The organism is Bacillus sp. CR71, assembly GCF_003429245.1.
In the GTDB taxonomy this organism is placed as follows: domain Bacteria; phylum Bacillota; class Bacilli; order Bacillales; family Bacillaceae_G; genus Bacillus_A; species Bacillus_A thuringiensis_S.
Map to the genome: position 1 here is coordinate 5,350,292 of NZ_CP031748.1, position 15,572 is coordinate 5,365,863.

Here is a 15,572-nt window from a genome sequence, read left to right on the forward strand (position 1 = left end):
TTTTTAGGAACCTTTAACATTACTTATCTTCGTTTAAGCCCTTTTCTAACGCTTTCCACGCTAATGTTGCACATTTAATACGTGCAGGGAACTTGCATACGCCTTGTAATGCTTCAATATCTCCTAAATCGATGCTGTCATCGTACTCTTTTCCTAGCATCATGTCAGAGAAAATTTTCGAAAGCTGAAGTGCTTCTTCAATTTTCTTACCTTTTACCGCTTGTGTCATCATTGAAGCTGAAGACATTGAGATTGAACATCCTTCGCCTTCAAACTTCGCCTCTTGCACAATACCTTCTTCTACTTTCATCGTAAGTTGAATACGATCGCCGCAAGTTGGATTGTTCAAGTTAACAGTAACACTATCTTCTAACACGCCATTGTTACGAGGATTCTTATAATGATCCATAATAACTTGACGATATAACGTATCTAAATTATTAAATGACATTTGTGAAATACTCCTTTGTCTTGATTAGCGATTCAACAAATGTATCAATTTCTTCTTTTGTATTATATAAATAGAAGCTCGCACGTGCTGTTGAAGAAGCTTTTAGCCACTTCATAAGCGGTTGTGCACAGTGATGTCCTGCGCGAACTGCAATGCCTTCTACATCTAATACAGTCGCTACATCGTGAGGATGTACGTCTTCAATATTAAATGTAACAAGACCAGCGCGATGCTTTGGACCATAAATTGTAACGCCATCTACTTCTGATAGTCTTTCTAAAGCGTATTGCGCTAATTCATGTTCATGCTTTTCAATATTATCAAGACCGATTTCTTCTAGGAAATCAATTGCCGCACCAAGTCCGATTGCATTACCGATAATCGGTGTACCTGCTTCAAACTTCCACGGAAGCTCTTTCCAAGTAGATTCTTGTAAATCTACGAAATCAATCATTTCACCGCCAAATTCAATTGGCTCCATATTGTTCAGCAATTCTTTTTTACCATATAATACGCCGATGCCTGTAGGTCCGCACATCTTATGAGCAGATAATGCGTAGAAATCACAGTTTAAATCTTGTACATCTACTTTCATGTGAGGTGTACTTTGTGCACCGTCAACGACCATAATTGCGCCATTTTCGTGTGCGATCGCTCCGATTTCTTTTACAGGGTTAATCGTTCCAAGCACGTTTGAAACTTGCATAATAGAAACGATTTTTGTATTCGGTGTAACTGTTTGACGAACATCTTCTAAAGAAATTGTACCGTCTGGTTGAAGCGGAAGGTATTTTAAAGTTGCACCAGTTTTCTTCGCAACTTGTTGCCACGGAATGATGTTACTATGGTGCTCCATGTAAGAAATAACGATTTCATCGCCTTCTTTTACATTTTCAAGACCATAGCTAGCCGCTACTGTATTTAATGCAGTTGTCGTTCCGCGCGTGAAAATAATCTCTTCCATTGATTTCGCGTTAATAAACTTGCGAACTTTCTCGCGTGCACCTTCATACGCGTCGGTAGCTTTCGTACCGAGCGTATGAACACCGCGATGCACGTTAGAATTATATTCTTTATAGTAACGTTCTAACGTTTCAATGACTTGAATTGGTTTTTGAGAAGTTGCTGCACTATCGAAATATACAAGTTGTTTGCCGTTCACTTTTTGATCAAGAATTGGAAACTGTTTGCGTATTTCATGAATATTCATTAGCGAACTTTCCTTTCAATTACCTCAACAAGCTGTGCTTTTACTCCTTCAATTGGAAGCTCATTTACTACAGGTGCTAAGAATCCATGGATGACTAAACGTTCTGCTTCGCGTTTTGGAATACCACGGCTCATCAAGTAGTATAATTGGTACGGATCTACGCGGCCTACTGAAGCTGCGTGACCTGCCATTACATCATCTTCGTCGATTAAAAGAATTGGGTTTGCATCCCCACGAGCTTTCTCATCTAACATAAGAACGCGAGAAGATTGTTGTGCGTTTGATTTAGATGCACCGTGTTCAATCTTACCAATTCCGTTAAAGATAGATGTTGCACTATCTTTTTGTACACCGTGTTTTAAAATCCAACCTTCAGAGTGTTTACCGAAGTGAACAACTTTAGTTGTAAAGTTTTGTGTTTGGTTACCACGGCCAATTGTTACTGTTTTCGTATCAGCATATGAACCGTCGCCCATTAAGTTTGTAACGTTCTCGGAAATTGTATTTCCGTCATTCATAAGGCCTAGAGCCCAATCAATGCGGCCGTCGCGTCCAACAACACCGCGGCGGTTAACGTAAGTTGTTACGTCTTTTGCTAATAGATCAACCGCACCAAATTTAACTTGTGCGCCTTGTTCCACGATTACTTCTGCTACGATATTTGCAATACCTTTAGCATTTTCATTTGCAACATAGTTTTCTACATAAGTTGCAGTACTGTTCGCATCAGCTACGAATAATACATGGTTATATACGTTAGCTTCTTCGCCGTCTACTAAGAATACAGCTTGAAGTGGAGTTTCAAGAACAACGTTTTTCGGAACATATACGAATGCACCGCCGTTGATTAATGCAGCATGAAGTGCAGTTAAACGATGCTCGTCTACCTTCACGCCATCTTTCATTAAATACTTTTGTAATAGTTCAGCATGCTCTGTTGCAGCTGTTACGATGTCTGTAAAAATAACACCTTTTTCTTTTGCTTCGTCTGCTAAAGAAACGAACGCAGTTGTACCAGTACGTTGTACTAATACACTGTTATTTTCATCGATTAAGTTTTTCACTGCTTCTGGAAGCTCTGTTAAAGAACTTACAGGCTCTTGCTTAGCAGCGTCGCCTTTTCCGATAAAGTCCCATTTTTCAATTTTCGTTTTATCAGGCGTTGGCATTGGAAGTTCTGTTGCTTGTGCAAGAGCTTGTAAGCGGAACTCAGTCAACCAAGCAGCTTCGTTTACTTCGCTTGCGCGCTGACGGATTGTTTCTTGATCGAAAGGTAATGTACCGATTGTCATGTTTATGCTCCTCTCTTACGCTTCTTGCTCTGCTGTTTCGTCTTCAATACCTAATTCTTTTTTAATCCAGTCGTAACCTTCAGCTTCTAGACGTTGTGCAAGCTCAGGGCCACCAGATTTAACAATACGACCGTTCATCATAACGTGAACGAAGTCTGGAGTGATGTAGTTTAATAAACGTTGGTAATGCGTAATCATTAGGCAACCGAACTCTTCGCCGCGCATTTGGTTAATACCTTTAGATACAACTTTTAATGCATCGATATCAAGACCTGAGTCGATTTCGTCTAAGATTGCGATTTTTGGCTCAATCATCATTAATTGAAGAATTTCGTTACGTTTTTTCTCTCCACCAGAGAAACCTTCGTTTAAGTAACGTTGTGCCATTTCTGGATCCATTTCTAGGAATTCCATGTTTTTATCTAATGTACGGATAAATTTCATAAGAGAAATTTCATCGCCTTCTTCACGACGTGCGTTAATTGCAGAACGTAAGAAGTCAGCGTTTGTTACTCCGCTAATTTCACTTGGATATTGCATTGCTAGGAATAGACCCGCTTGTGCGCGCTCGTCTACTTCCATTTCTAATACATCTTCACCGTCGATGATGATGCTACCTTCTGTTACTTCATACTTTGGGTGACCCATAATTGCAGAAGATAAAGTTGATTTACCTGTTCCGTTAGGTCCCATAATTGCGTGGATTTCTCCACCTTTTACTTCAAGGTTTACACCCTTTAAAATTTCTTTGCCGTCAATTGATACGTGTAAGTCTTTAACCGTTAATGTAGAACCAGCCATCTCAATACCTCCATTAATCCTATATATACATTTTAAAAATTCCTAAAACGTTCATATTCTCATTTTATTCTCATTCTAATTTTATATCAAATAAAATGATATCGCAAACGACGAAAAAAAGTAACCGTTTTTTCACAAATGTATATAAGTATTTCCTTTTCACCTTTATATGATACACCTTTCTTCTTATTTATATAAAGAAAAAAGGACCGGTAAATTCCCAGTCCTTTCCTTATAATTATTCACTTATCGGAAGTACAGCACCTTTATATTCTTTATTAATAAAGTCTTGAATTTCTTTTGAATGCAATACTTCTACTAATTCTTTAATTTCTTTTTTCTTCTCGTCACCTTTACGAACTGCAATGATGTTTGCATACGGAGAGTCTGATCCTTCAATCGCAATTGCATCCTTCGTTGGATTTAATTTTGCATCAATTGCATAGTTCGAATTAATAAATAAAGCATCTCCCTCATTATTTTCATACAGCTTTGGTGACAATCCAGGCTCTACATCTGTTTTAAACTTTAAGTTTTTCGGATTTTCTACAACATCTTTTACTGTCGCTTTAACAACATCTACACCGTCTTTTAATTTAATAACGCCGCCTTTTTGTAACAATGCGAGCATACGGCCACGCTCCGCTACGTTATTACTCATAATAACTGTTCCGCCATCTGGCAATTCTTTTAAACTTTTATATTTCTTAGAATAAATCCCCATTGGCTCTAAATGGATTTTTCCTGCGTTTACAATTTTATATCCCTTTTCTTGAATTTCTTTATCTAAGTAAGGAATGTGTTGGAAGTAGTTCGCATCAATTTCCTTATCCGCTAACGCTTTATTTGGCAGTACATAATCCTGGAACTTTTTAATCTCTAACTTAATGCCTTTTTTCTCTAAGATTGGCTGTGCTTTCTCCAAAATAACAGCGTGCGGCACGTTAGAAGCTCCAACAACAAGCTTATTCTCTTCTTTCCCTCCGCAAGCAGCTAATGTAAATACAGACAGCGCTGTAACAACTGACAATAGAATCTTTCTCATATGATGTCCCCTTCTCCCCTATAGTTATGTAGTTATAAAAAAGGCTGGCATACACCAGCCCTTTTCAGCAATTATTCTTTTACAGGAACAACTGCCCCTTTATATTCTTTATTAATGAAGTCTTCAATTTCTTTAGAATGTAATACTTCTACAAGAGCTTTAATCTCTTTCTTATCTTTATCGCCTTTACGAACAGCTACTATGTTTGCGTACGGTGAATCATTTCCTTCAATTGCAATTGCATCTTTTTCCGGATTTAACTTTGCATCAATTGCATAGTTAGAGTTAATTAAAACAGCGTCGCCTTCTTTATTGTTATACACTTGTGGCAATAAACCAGGCTCGATATCCGTTTTGAATTTTAGATTTTTCGGATTATCTGCAATATCTTTTGGAGTTGCTTTAACTGGATCTACCCCATCTTTAACTTTTAAAATACCTTCTTTTTGTAAAATTGCTAAACCACGTCCATGGTCAGCAACAGAATTACTCATAATAATTGTCGCTCCGTCCGGAAGTTCTTTTAAGCTCTTATATTTTTGAGAATATACACCAATTGGCTCTAAATGAATTTTCCCTGCTACTTCAAAGTCATACTTTTTATCTTTAATTTCTTTTTCTAAATACGGAATGTGCTGGAAGTAGTTTGCATCTAAATCCTTATCCGCTAACGATTTATTTGGCAACACGTAATCTTGGAATTTTTTCACTTCTAATTCAATTCCTTTTTTCTCAAGTAACGGTTTTGCCTTTTCTAAAATTTCAGCGTGCGGTACGTTAGAAGCACCAACAACAAGCTTCTTTTCATCTTTATCTTTCCCGCCACAAGCAGCTAAGCCAAAAATTGAAGTTGAAATAAGTGCCGTAAGTAATAATTTTTTCATTTGAAACATCCTCCCGTTTTTTATTATCGTTTATCTATTCGAGTCGTTAAACTATCACCAATCCACTGAATTAAAAATACAACTAGTAATACACAAATTGTCGCAACGATTGTTACATCGTTATTTCCTCTTTGGAATCCTTCTAAGTAAGCAAGTGTTCCAAGGCCACCAGCACCAACAACTCCCGCCATTGCTGTATATCCTACTAAAGCAATTGTCGTAACCGTAATACCAGATACTAATGCTGGTAACGATTCTGGAATTAACACTTTCAAAATAATTGTGCTTGTTTTTGCTCCCATTGCTTTTGAAGCTTCAATTACACCTTTATCAATTTCGCGAAGTGCGATTTCAACCATTCTCGCGTAGAATGGTGCCGCTCCAATAATTAAAGCCGGCAGCGCTGCACTTGCTCCAAGAATTGTTCCAAGAAGAATCTTTGTGAATGGGATTAATAAAATAATTAAAATGATGAACGGTATAGAACGGAATATATTTACGAATGCTCCAATCACCGTATTAATTGATTTGTTTTCCCATAAATTATCTTTCGCTGTCATGAAGAGTAACAATCCTAAAATTAGTCCTAAAACAAATGTCGCAAGAGCTGCGATTGCCGTCATATATAACGTTTCACCCGTTGCTTCTAACATTTGATTCCAATCAACATTTGCGAGTAACTTATCCATGTGCAATCACCTCCAGCTCTACTTGATCTTGATGAATTCCTTCTATTGCTTGCTGGATCGCTGTTTCCTCACCATTTAAATGAACAACTAAACTACCGTAAGAACCGTTATTCGTTTGTGCGATATTTCCTTGCAAAATGCTAACTTCTATATCACTGCGTTGCATCAATCGTTGAAGCACTGGTCTTTCTACAGCCTCACCAATAAACTGCAAACGAATTACTTTTCCATCTGGATATTTTTCAATTAAACTTTCAATCGTTTCATTTGTATCTTCAGAATCTGTTAACTGCTGTACAAATCGTTTCGTAATATCTTGCTTCGGATTACGGAATACATCAAGTACTGGACCCGTTTCTACAATCTTTCCTCTCTCCATTACCGCCACTCGATTACAAATCTTTCGAATTACGTGCATCTCATGTGTAATGAGTACAATTGTTAAACCAAGGCGCTTATTGATGTCTAATAGTAAATCCAAAATTTGATCTGTCGTTTCTGGATCAAGAGCCGACGTTGCTTCATCACATAAAAGTACTTGTGGGTTGTTAGCTAATGCTCTTGCAATCCCAACGCGTTGTTTTTGTCCCCCGCTCAGCTGAGATGGGTACGCGTCTCCTCTTCCTTCTAATCCGACAAGATGAATTAATTCATCAACACGTTTTCTTCTCTTCGTTTTATCAACACCTGCAATTTCAAGTGGAAACTCAATATTTTCACGTACAGTTCGTGACCAAAGTAAGTTGAAGTGTTGAAAAATCATTCCGATTTCTTGCCTTGCCTTACGAAGTTCACTTCCTGTAATTGTTGATATAACACGATTCGCAATTGTAATTTGGCCAGAAGTCGGTTTTTCTAACTGATTAAACAATCTGATTAAAGAACTTTTCCCAGCGCCGCTATATCCGATAACACCAAATATTTCGCCTTTTTCTATTTTTAAATTGGCGTTATCTACAGCAGTGACATCACCGCTTTTTGCTTTATATATTTTCTTTACATTCTCTAATAGAATCATGATGTATCACCCCTTTTTTTGTTTAGGTCGACTCCGCAATTTTTTATGTTTAATGCGTGTAGTCCACCGTTATCACTACTTTTATTGTTTGAATGTCCTCCACATTCAAACAATAAAAAAACCTTTCTGCTTTAGAGAAGCAGAAAGGTTTATGTGCGTATATAACAACATTATCCCTCTCTCTCATCTCTCAAAGCATTTGCTTTGCAGGAATTGGCACCATTTCAACATAAGTTGACGGTTGCCGGGCTTCACAGGGCACAGTCCCTCCACCTCTCTTGATAAGAGAAATCAGATTCAATTTTCGTCTGATTTGTAATTTATGAAATTGTCTATATTTTATGAATTGAATTGTATCAATATCCAAACACCATGTCAACAGAAATTTTCGCAAAAAATGAACCTTCAGAATTTTAAGCACCTACTGACATCGGTTTACATATATGAAACATCGATTCGACTAATAGCATCGTTCGATACGTTCCCGAATATTGTACACGTCCATCGTTCATTAACATTTGCAATCGTACATTTCCATTAACCAATTGTTCTATATCCTTTTCGTCTAAGCAAATGATTTGTTCCGTTCCTCTTTCCTCATGTACCAGCTCTATATAATCTCTTGAAATTTGTAACGAACAACTTTCATCTCCCAAACGGAAATTAACAGTTTTTTCCTCTCGTCTTAAAAGCGGCTCTAAATGATATTGACCATTAGCGTAATTTACAAATGATTGAAGCAAAGAATATAATCTCACCCTAAATCACATCCTTCATATCACTTTCTATTACATACCATTCCCTCTCACTAAAGAGCAATCCTGTTATTTTCGCTCGACAAATACTGTATCCATCCTGCATCTCGACATATTTCCCAAGAAATATGTCGAGGCGGCAAAAATTTTGCCGCCTACTTTAATTCCGTATATAAATATTCAACCGAATGAAATGCGTATATCTTCTTCATCAGTGTCCCATTTTCAAAAACAAGTAAACAAGGTACACTTTCAATCCCATACTCTTTTGCTAAATGTGGAGCATAATTTAAATCTAACATCCCAATTTTCAACTCTTCAATTGTCATCTCAACGACTGTTAACATCTTTTTTGCTAATTGGCATGTTCCACACATTGGAGTATATACATATAACACTGTTTTTTCTTCGTTCTCTATTAGGGATGTAGCTTCGGCTCCTGTCCAATCAATCACTTCTATCATTCCTTACCGTAAATATTCTGTATAAACGTCAATGTCGGCTCCCCATAATACATTTGCTAAGTGTGTAGATGGCGCAGTTGCCACTTCTCGGTACGAGCGATCAATATAGATATGCTCGGCTTGCGGAAATTCTTTTCGAAATTGTTTCCTTAACTTTTCTCCAGCATCATCAGCATCTACTAGCACATACACTTCCTTATCAAAAAACTGATCAACGAGCTCATCCATTTTCGATAAACCAATTGTACCATTTGTACAAACAATTTCCACCGGTTCACGAATAATAGATTCAATCTTTCTTCTATCTGATGTACCTTCTACAATAATGACTTTTTCTACATAAATCATATGTCATCACCCGATCACCATATACTATATAACCTTGAACTTAGTATATAGTATATTCGTTATTTTCATGTTGTTTCCTGTTTATTCTTGCAAAAGAAAAGCGAAACCGACTGTTTAGCCCTGTTGGCTAAGGTTCTTCCGTACAGAAGACGCTTTTTGTCTTCTCGTGCGGAAGGTTCTTAGACATGAAGGGCTAGCCGCTGGAGATGGACAATGAAAAGCGGAAGCGGCTCGTTTAGATTGTGAGGGGGATGGAGCTTCTGACGTAGAGGCGCTTTTTGCCTTGTAGGAAGAAGCGAAGCCACCGAACAATCTAGTCGCTGGAGCTAGACAACGAAAAGCAAAAACGGCTAAACCTGCATAAAGATTAAACGAAAATTTTTTTCAAAAAACGTTCTCCTACACGATAATTAGTATATGATTCTACATTCATTATTTTACATAAAATAAAAAAGGACAGCACAAAGGCTGTCCTTTAGTCGACTATAATTAGTCTTGGTTTGTCATTTCTGCATATTTTTCTGCAGTTAATAACTTCTCAACTTGGCTTGCATCAGAAAGTTCAACTTTAACCATCCATGCACCCTCGTATGGAGATTCGTTAACAAGTTCTGGTTGGTCACTTAATTCTTCGTTTACTGCTACAACTTTACCGCTTACAGGTGCGTATAACTCAGAAACTGTTTTAACAGATTCTACGCTTCCGAATGGCTCGTCAGCTTCGATTGTTGCACCTACTTCAGGAAGTTCAACGAATACGATATCGCCTAGCTCACCTTGTGCAAAGTGAGTGATACCGATAACAACTTCATTACCTTCAGTTTTTACCCATTCGTGTTCTTCAGAGTAACGTAAATTATTTGGAATGCTCATGACTGTACCTCCAGTGAATGTATTAATTATGTAAAAATACCTTATTGGTACTTTTTCCACACACTTTCAAACTGCTCTTCGTTAAAACCAAGTGTTACATTCGTTCCATCTGTTACAATTGGACGTTTAATCAACATGCCATCAGATGCTAAAAGCTCATACATTTCGTCTTCGCTTGCATCTTTCAACTTATCTTTCAGACCAAGTTCACGGTAACGCATTCCACTTGTATTAAAGAATTTTTTTAATGGTAATTCACTTTTTTCATGTAAATTACGTAAATCTTCTTTTGATGGTGGATTTTCAACAATATGAATCATCTCATATGCTACATCGTTTGCCTCAAACCATTTCTTTGCCTTTTGACATGTGCCACACTTTGGATATGAATAAAATGTTACTGTCATAAATTCACCTACTTTTTTACTAACCTTTACCTTTATCATATAGAAAACGTTTTATTATTTCAAACCATTATTCGCTAAACTTTTACTTATTTCGTGATAATTTTTAATAATCCTGCGAATTTTTCTTATTTTTCCGCCATTTGTTAAGAAAAAAATAAATATATAAATTTTTTAGATTCTGCACCAAACATATATCTTAAACAAGCGTTTGATTAATTCTCCATTTTTCTTCGTTAACCTTTGAACTACATGAGTTTCTTTCTACCGAACATACAGCTTAAACAAACGTTTGATTAATTCTCCATTTTTCTTTCTTAACCCTTAAGTTACATCGGTTTCTTCCTACCGAACATACAGCTTAAACAAACGTTTATTTAAAAAAATAAGAAGCCTCTTTTGCAGGCTCCTTCATCATCTATTCAAATAATCTGCAATTGTTTGAAATACTACGATATACATATTATGAATACTTTCTTCTGTGTTTCCACCATTTGATAAACCAATTGCCCATTGTTGCCCTTCACCACTTCCGATATTCGCAAAACCTTGCGTATACATCGCATTTACATCTTTTCGTGCACTGTTATACTCTATCCCTTTTGTAATAAAAATTGAATATAATTTATCTTGTAAACCGATAAAAAATACTGGTTTCTTTAGCGATGAAAATACATTTTTATACTGCTCTGTTGAGGCTTCTTGAAAGTGATCTTTCATTATTAGAAAACCATCCACTTCCTTAGATTTCTTTTCCAGTGCCTCTAACTTCATTTCCTCAAACTTTACATTCCTAAACGTATCTTTCGGCTTTTCTCCAACAACTCCAATTACGAGTGCTCTTCCGTTATATTCTAATTTCTCTCCTTCTTTATCCTTTGCACACCCAGCACCGACTAGGCATATCAATATAAAAAATAAGAAATACGATAAACGCTTCATTTAGCACCCTCCCCCTTCTTTTTAGTCAAGTGACAAAAACGTAAGGTTAATTCAAGAAAATGTAAGTAAAATCGATAGCCCAATTCACGTTTCTATATTATAATCAATTGAATTTACTTACATTACTAAACATAGGAGATCAACATGAAGAAATTTAAACTTTCATCTTTTCTTCCGTTAAGTTATATACTTCTACTCGTACTCGTAAGTCCCCTTTACGACGTATTAAATAAATCGACTGTTCACGCAGTAGACGTTACAACTGTAGTAGATGATTGGATTCCATTTGTAAAAGCATTTATTATTCCTTATTTACTTTGGTTTCCATACTTATACGGCGCACTTATTTATTACTGCTTCGCTGACCGAAAGCAATATTATGTCACTTTAAGTAGTGTTATTTTTGGAAAGCTTGCTTGTTTTTCTATTTATTATTTTTGGCAAACAACTGTACCGCGTCCGACTGTCGTTGGAACAGATGTATTTTCTGAACTAGTTCGCTATATTTATAGTATCGATCAACCGGTAAACTGTTTCCCTAGCATTCACGTTCTTACTACATTTGTAATTATGTTAGCTGCCTTTAAGCGTAGAGAACAACATGCTTTTGAATATTACATCCTTACTTTCTTCGGTACACTTATTATTTTATCAACGCTATTTACGAAGCAGCATGCCTTTTTAGATGCCGTTTCTGGAATGACACTTGCAAGCATACTATACTTCGGCGTTCAGCTCTTATTAGCAAAAGAACCAATAAAAGTTCCAGTAAAACAAAATCATAAAATGTAACATAAAAAAGCAGACTGTGGCTCAGTCTGCTTTTATCTATTATTAAGGAGATTTTCAATTTAAGATTGCGGTACAGTCATATCACCAGAGTGAATACGACCTGCTTTTTTAAGAGCAATGTAAAGTATATAAGAAACAGCTACTGGAATGATGATATAAGTGATTACCATCGCTGGGACAACTTCCCATCCTTCGCTAGAAATTAAATTAATTGGTGCGATAAGAGAACTTAATCCAAGACCTGCAATTTCCTTTCCTGCTTCCAGTTGGAAAATTAATGCGGATACTGGACCAACTATAGCACTGGCGACGACAGTTGGGACGAGAATCATTGGATTTTTAGTGATATTTGGTAACTGTACTTTCGGAGTACAAAGTGCTTGAGCTAATATGCCACCTAAATTGTTTTCTTTCGCTGAGATAACAGAGAATCCGATAAACTGAGCAACGCAGCCTGCAAGAGCAGCACCACCTGCAACACCGTCTAAGCTAAGTGCGATCGCTAACGCAGCTGATGAAGCTGGAGAGATAAGTAATAATCCCCAAACTACTGCAATGACGATAGAAGCGATAAACGGGCTACCAGCTGAGCTATCTTTAATAAATGCTCCAACTGTATTTAAAACAGGAGTAATATTATGAGATAACCAAATACCTACTAAACCAGAACCTAATATTGCCGCAAATGGAACGAGCATCATATCTAACGCAGTTTTTCCGCTTAAACGTTTACCAATATATACAGCTAAAGTTGCTGTTAATAAAGCACCGATTGGCTCACCTGTTTTAATAATTAGACCTGCTTCAGTAATTGAAATGGATCCGGCACCAATTGCTCCAGCCACCATAGCCGAGAAGATTACAAGGCCATTTGCACCGAGCATAAAAGCAATTCCGGCACCAATTGCTGGTGCCATAAGTGATTTTGCAACAACTCCGATTGTAATAAGTAATGGTATATCAACAATTCTTCCTATATTTTCGATCAGTAAACCAATTCCGAGGGATACGAAAATACCTTGTGCGATTCCAGCAGATGCTTTAAATACACGAGACATTATATATTCCTTCATTTGTTTCACCTTCTTCTATAAGTTAGTAACCAATTGTTTTCATATAATCACGTAAAATATCGTTTGATTTTGCGAATCGAGATTCTTCATCCTCTGTTAAATTGAGTTCTACAACTTCTCTTATACCGTCTCTAGTAATAATAGCTGGTACTCCTGTACAAATATCATATTCACCATACTCACCATCTAAAATGGCTGATACAGCAATGACACGGTGATCATCATTAAAGATTGAGCTTGCAATATATGCTAGAGAATTTCCGATTCCGTAATAAGTAGTTCCTTTACGTTTATAAATTTCCCATCCGGCTTTTGCAGTCTTCTCAACGATTTCATCTAAATCTATTTCACCAAATCGTTCTTTTTGTTCTTCTAAAATTTGCAGAATTGGCTTTCCACCAACAGTTACGTGAGACCAAGCAACCATTTGAGAATCACCATGTTCTCCTAATGAATACCCATGAATACTACGAGGGTCTACATGTAGCATATCAGATAAAATTGTTCTTAAGCGAGAAGAATCTAGTGATGTACCAGTACCGATTACGCGATTTCTAGGTAATCCAGATAATTTCCAAACTTCATATGTAATAATATCAACTGGGTTCGATGCAAGTAAGAAAATACCATCAAATCCACTTTCCATTACGCCACCAACAACACTTTCCATAATCTTCGCACTCGCTCCTAAAGTATCTAAGCGACTTTGCCCTGGTTTTGGTGCTGGTCCTGCTGTAATAATGACAATGTCCATATCTTTGCAGTCTTCATAGCTTCCTGCATATACTTTTGTTCTTGTATTTGTAAAGTTAATGCAATGTGATAAATCCATTGCTTCCCCAACTGCACGTTCATGATTTATATCAATTAATAATAGCTCTTCGCAAATCCCTTGATTTACAATGGAATACGCACAACTTGATCCAACTAATCCAGTACCGATAATTGCAATTTTTCTTGTATGTCTTTTCATAGCAATCTCTCCTAATTGATCATATAATCTATTTCTTTTGTTCTTTACATTCTTAATTATAGAGGTTCCCACGATAGAAACCATGGATACTTTGTGAAATATTGAACAAAGTTTTTGTCCTTTTTGTGAATTGTTATATTCCATTTTCGTCATATTTGTTACAACTGGAAAAATATTTATTATGTATTTATTGACATACAAAAAATAAAACGAGCGAATTCATTTTCGCTCGTTTTTTGATCCTATTATTCTGCACTTAACTGACTTTTCAATTGCTGCACAATCATCGGATTCGCAGGTGCTGCTGGTTTATAATAACTCTTTTGCTTTGCGTACTCATACATATTACGTTGACGCATTTCATCTTGATTACGAATTTGGATTAACGTTTGATGTAACTGTTCATTATCAGACTGAGAAATATAATTTGCATAACTTGTTAAACTTGCATTTAATCCTGCTAAATAATCATTTACCATATCTTTTTCATTCATCTTTCTCTTCCTCCTATCCTAGGAAAGTCATTAATTGCTGTTTCGTATTTCTTGCATCTTGCGCATCTTTTTGTAGCATTTGTTTCAGTTGTGGATCTGTACACGTCTGTGCATACTGCTCCAACTTGTTAATAATTGTTGCGTGTCCACCAATTAAATGACGTAAGTTTTCTACTTCAAGCTCTGTTAAGTTTTGCATGGAATACTCCTACCTTTCTTCTTTCATTCAATATTAGTATTTGTTTTTGGGGCAATAGTATACATAAATTAAATTCCCCAATAGCACTCTAATCTTTCTAATTTTGCAGAGTTGTATTAGTGGATATCAAAAACGCCTTCTATATTTTAAAGATAAGTTCAATTTGGCCAAACTCTCTCACGAATCCGAAGGAAATAGTTTGTACACGATGTTAAGATTTGGCTAGATAAATAAAATTAGGGGGAGTAAAGCTATTAATATTCGGTGTGAAAATTGCGCAATCTGAGAATTAAAGCGTAAATTACTTCCTTCTGACCACATAAAAATATTTATATTAGATTCTAATCTACTACATAATTGCGTGAATGAGCTATGTATCAACCTAGTCAAACGCATAGAGTGATTAATTCTTGTACATCATATTTACTTCTTGATTGGACAAATTCAATTTTTCGAGCGAATCGCTCCACAGCATTAGGTGACATATATCGTCGTAACTCTTTAGAAATCAATTCTAGTTCATCAAAAATCGATAAATTCATACCTAAAATGCCATCATTTAATAAATTATATTAAAATTCTTTTTTTTACTCTAATAAAATGTTATAATAAGTAAAAAATGTATTTTTGTGGTGGTGTTTTGTTTATGTCAAAAGAAAAATTAGATAATGTATTAACTTTTATTTTAGTAGTGTTTGGTTTCTATATGATTTGGGCTTCCTCTTTAAGTACAGGTAATAAATTGCTATTTTCTTTTATTGTGGGGATAATTGGGGGAACGATAATTTATTTTATAACTAATATTTACGCCTATTTGAAATCTTTTACGGAAAAGAAATAAACAGGTTTTATAGCTAGTTATTTA

At 36.1% G+C, this 15,572-nt stretch carries 21 protein-coding genes and 1 riboswitch; of the genes, 2 read left to right on the plus strand and 19 right to left on the minus strand.

Going from position 1 to position 15,572, the window contains the following annotated elements; genetic code table 11:
• Positions 1 to 19: 19 nt before the first annotated feature.
• The 14 genes from sufU to DOS87_RS27215 all read right to left on the minus strand — a co-directional run bounded on the left by sufU (position 20) and on the right by DOS87_RS27215 (position 11,176).
• Positions 20 to 451: a Fe-S cluster assembly sulfur transfer protein SufU gene (gene sufU / locus DOS87_RS27150; RefSeq protein WP_000009525.1), complete on the minus strand. Its 432-nt coding sequence runs from the start codon at positions 449 to 451 to the stop codon at positions 20 to 22.
• The gene (gene sufS, locus DOS87_RS27155) at positions 441 to 1,661 is read right to left on the minus strand and encodes a cysteine desulfurase SufS (protein WP_001020767.1); all 1,221 of its coding nucleotides are present in this window, start codon (positions 1,659 to 1,661) and stop codon (positions 441 to 443) included. The genes sufU and sufS overlap by 11 nt, the downstream gene beginning before the upstream one ends.
• Positions 1,661 to 2,953, minus strand: a complete 1,293-nt coding sequence (sufD, locus tag DOS87_RS27160) for a Fe-S cluster assembly protein SufD (protein ID WP_000152177.1) — start codon at positions 2,951 to 2,953, stop codon at positions 1,661 to 1,663. The genes sufS and sufD overlap by 1 nt, the downstream gene beginning before the upstream one ends.
• Before the next feature lie 15 nt (positions 2,954 to 2,968).
• A complete protein-coding gene (sufC, locus tag DOS87_RS27165; protein WP_000929162.1) occupies positions 2,969 to 3,754 on the minus strand; it encodes a Fe-S cluster assembly ATPase SufC in 786 nt (261 codons plus the stop codon).
• Between the two features lie 238 nt (positions 3,755 to 3,992).
• The gene (gene metQ / locus DOS87_RS27170) at positions 3,993 to 4,799 is read right to left on the minus strand and encodes a methionine ABC transporter substrate-binding lipoprotein MetQ (RefSeq protein ID WP_001226751.1); all 807 of its coding nucleotides are present in this window, start codon (positions 4,797 to 4,799) and stop codon (positions 3,993 to 3,995) included.
• 71 nt (positions 4,800 to 4,870) lie between these two features.
• Positions 4,871 to 5,683 (minus strand): methionine ABC transporter substrate-binding lipoprotein MetQ, encoded by an 813-nt coding sequence (gene metQ, locus DOS87_RS27175; protein ID WP_000735090.1) that lies wholly within the window; start codon positions 5,681 to 5,683, stop codon positions 4,871 to 4,873.
• Between the two features lie 23 nt (positions 5,684 to 5,706).
• Positions 5,707 to 6,372: a methionine ABC transporter permease gene (locus DOS87_RS27180; protein WP_000359401.1), complete on the minus strand. Its 666-nt coding sequence runs from the start codon at positions 6,370 to 6,372 to the stop codon at positions 5,707 to 5,709.
• Complete coding sequence (locus DOS87_RS27185) at positions 6,365 to 7,390, minus strand: methionine ABC transporter ATP-binding protein (protein WP_000601782.1); 1,026 nt, start codon at positions 7,388 to 7,390, stop codon at positions 6,365 to 6,367. The genes DOS87_RS27180 and DOS87_RS27185 overlap by 8 nt, the downstream gene beginning before the upstream one ends.
• Before the next feature lie 180 nt (positions 7,391 to 7,570).
• A riboswitch (SAM riboswitch) is annotated at positions 7,571 to 7,678 on the minus strand.
• Positions 7,679 to 7,803: 125 nt separating this feature from the next.
• On the minus strand, positions 7,804 to 8,148 hold the full coding sequence (locus tag DOS87_RS27190) for a hypothetical protein (protein ID WP_001242143.1): 345 nt from the start codon (positions 8,146 to 8,148) through the stop codon (positions 7,804 to 7,806).
• 152 nt (positions 8,149 to 8,300) lie between these two features.
• A complete protein-coding gene (locus tag DOS87_RS27195) occupies positions 8,301 to 8,609 on the minus strand; it encodes a thioredoxin family protein (protein ID WP_003280640.1) in 309 nt (102 codons plus the stop codon).
• Between the two features lie 3 nt (positions 8,610 to 8,612).
• On the minus strand, positions 8,613 to 8,957 hold the full coding sequence (locus DOS87_RS27200) for a toprim domain-containing protein (protein WP_000640870.1): 345 nt from the start codon (positions 8,955 to 8,957) through the stop codon (positions 8,613 to 8,615).
• A 489-nt stretch (positions 8,958 to 9,446) separates the two neighbouring features.
• Entirely contained in the window at positions 9,447 to 9,830 is a 384-nt protein-coding gene (gcvH, locus tag DOS87_RS27205) for a glycine cleavage system protein GcvH (RefSeq protein ID WP_000026896.1), read from the minus strand.
• 41 nt (positions 9,831 to 9,871) lie between these two features.
• The gene (locus DOS87_RS27210; protein ID WP_000218968.1) at positions 9,872 to 10,237 is read right to left on the minus strand and encodes an arsenate reductase family protein; all 366 of its coding nucleotides are present in this window, start codon (positions 10,235 to 10,237) and stop codon (positions 9,872 to 9,874) included.
• 411 nt (positions 10,238 to 10,648) lie between these two features.
• Positions 10,649 to 11,176, minus strand: coding sequence for a hypothetical protein (locus DOS87_RS27215; RefSeq protein WP_000826875.1), 528 nt, complete (start codon positions 11,174 to 11,176; stop codon positions 10,649 to 10,651).
• 144 nt (positions 11,177 to 11,320) lie between these two features.
• Between DOS87_RS27215 and DOS87_RS27220 the strand changes: the two genes are divergently transcribed.
• Positions 11,321 to 11,968, plus strand: a complete 648-nt coding sequence (locus tag DOS87_RS27220; protein ID WP_000713769.1) for a phosphatase PAP2 family protein — start codon at positions 11,321 to 11,323, stop codon at positions 11,966 to 11,968.
• Between the two features lie 59 nt (positions 11,969 to 12,027).
• Here the strand turns inward: DOS87_RS27220 and DOS87_RS27225 are convergent, their stop codons facing one another.
• The 5 genes from DOS87_RS27225 to DOS87_RS27245 all read right to left on the minus strand — a co-directional run bounded on the left by DOS87_RS27225 (position 12,028) and on the right by DOS87_RS27245 (position 15,249).
• On the minus strand, positions 12,028 to 13,041 hold the full coding sequence (locus DOS87_RS27225; RefSeq protein WP_000666176.1) for a PTS sugar transporter subunit IIC: 1,014 nt from the start codon (positions 13,039 to 13,041) through the stop codon (positions 12,028 to 12,030).
• Between the two features lie 22 nt (positions 13,042 to 13,063).
• Positions 13,064 to 14,167: an L-lactate dehydrogenase gene (locus DOS87_RS27230; RefSeq protein WP_240672227.1), complete on the minus strand. Its 1,104-nt coding sequence runs from the start codon at positions 14,165 to 14,167 to the stop codon at positions 13,064 to 13,066.
• A 92-nt stretch (positions 14,168 to 14,259) separates the two neighbouring features.
• Complete coding sequence (locus tag DOS87_RS27235; protein WP_001002992.1) at positions 14,260 to 14,508, minus strand: spore coat protein; 249 nt, start codon at positions 14,506 to 14,508, stop codon at positions 14,260 to 14,262.
• A gap of 13 nt (positions 14,509 to 14,521) precedes the next feature.
• Positions 14,522 to 14,707, minus strand: a complete 186-nt coding sequence (locus DOS87_RS27240; RefSeq protein ID WP_001180555.1) for a hypothetical protein — start codon at positions 14,705 to 14,707, stop codon at positions 14,522 to 14,524.
• Between the two features lie 386 nt (positions 14,708 to 15,093).
• Positions 15,094 to 15,249: a hypothetical protein gene (locus tag DOS87_RS27245; protein ID WP_180227738.1), complete on the minus strand. Its 156-nt coding sequence runs from the start codon at positions 15,247 to 15,249 to the stop codon at positions 15,094 to 15,096.
• Positions 15,250 to 15,353: 104 nt separating this feature from the next.
• On the opposite strand from DOS87_RS27245, the gene DOS87_RS27250 reads away from it, so the two are divergent.
• Complete coding sequence (locus DOS87_RS27250) at positions 15,354 to 15,548, plus strand: hypothetical protein (protein WP_098578435.1); 195 nt, start codon at positions 15,354 to 15,356, stop codon at positions 15,546 to 15,548.
• The last annotated feature ends 24 nt before the right edge of the window (positions 15,549 to 15,572 follow it).

Excerpts from the sequence above, each read along its gene's own strand:
- sufU (WP_000009525.1), bottom strand. The coding sequence starts at position 451 with ATGTCATTTAATAATTTAGATACGTTATATCGTCAAGTTATTATGGAT.
- sufS (WP_001020767.1), bottom strand. The coding sequence starts at position 1,661 with ATGAATATTCATGAAATACGCAAACAGTTTCCAATTCTTGATCAAAAA.
- sufD (WP_000152177.1), bottom strand. The coding sequence starts at position 2,953 with ATGACAATCGGTACATTACCTTTCGATCAAGAAACAATCCGTCAGCGC.
- sufC (WP_000929162.1), bottom strand. The coding sequence starts at position 3,754 with ATGGCTGGTTCTACATTAACGGTTAAAGACTTACACGTATCAATTGAC.
- metQ (WP_001226751.1), bottom strand. The coding sequence starts at position 4,799 with ATGAGAAAGATTCTATTGTCAGTTGTTACAGCGCTGTCTGTATTTACA.
- metQ (WP_000735090.1), bottom strand. The coding sequence starts at position 5,683 with ATGAAAAAATTATTACTTACGGCACTTATTTCAACTTCAATTTTTGGC.
- DOS87_RS27180 (WP_000359401.1), bottom strand. The coding sequence starts at position 6,372 with ATGGATAAGTTACTCGCAAATGTTGATTGGAATCAAATGTTAGAAGCA.
- DOS87_RS27185 (WP_000601782.1), bottom strand. The coding sequence starts at position 7,390 with ATGATTCTATTAGAGAATGTAAAGAAAATATATAAAGCAAAAAGCGGT.
- DOS87_RS27195 (WP_003280640.1), bottom strand. The coding sequence starts at position 8,609 with ATGATAGAAGTGATTGATTGGACAGGAGCCGAAGCTACATCCCTAATA.
- DOS87_RS27200 (WP_000640870.1), bottom strand. The coding sequence starts at position 8,957 with ATGATTTATGTAGAAAAAGTCATTATTGTAGAAGGTACATCAGATAGA.
- gcvH (WP_000026896.1), bottom strand. The coding sequence starts at position 9,830 with ATGAGCATTCCAAATAATTTACGTTACTCTGAAGAACACGAATGGGTA.
- DOS87_RS27210 (WP_000218968.1), bottom strand. The coding sequence starts at position 10,237 with ATGACAGTAACATTTTATTCATATCCAAAGTGTGGCACATGTCAAAAG.
- DOS87_RS27215 (WP_000826875.1), bottom strand. The coding sequence starts at position 11,176 with ATGAAGCGTTTATCGTATTTCTTATTTTTTATATTGATATGCCTAGTC.
- DOS87_RS27220 (WP_000713769.1), top strand. The coding sequence starts at position 11,321 with ATGAAGAAATTTAAACTTTCATCTTTTCTTCCGTTAAGTTATATACTT.
- DOS87_RS27225 (WP_000666176.1), bottom strand. The coding sequence starts at position 13,041 with ATGAAGGAATATATAATGTCTCGTGTATTTAAAGCATCTGCTGGAATC.
- DOS87_RS27230 (WP_240672227.1), bottom strand. The coding sequence starts at position 14,167 with ATGACGAAAATGGAATATAACAATTCACAAAAAGGACAAAAACTTTGT.
- DOS87_RS27235 (WP_001002992.1), bottom strand. The coding sequence starts at position 14,508 with ATGAATGAAAAAGATATGGTAAATGATTATTTAGCAGGATTAAATGCA.
- DOS87_RS27240 (WP_001180555.1), bottom strand. The coding sequence starts at position 14,707 with ATGCAAAACTTAACAGAGCTTGAAGTAGAAAACTTACGTCATTTAATT.
- DOS87_RS27245 (WP_180227738.1), bottom strand. The coding sequence starts at position 15,249 with ATGAATTTATCGATTTTTGATGAACTAGAATTGATTTCTAAAGAGTTA.
- DOS87_RS27250 (WP_098578435.1), top strand. The coding sequence starts at position 15,354 with ATGTCAAAAGAAAAATTAGATAATGTATTAACTTTTATTTTAGTAGTG.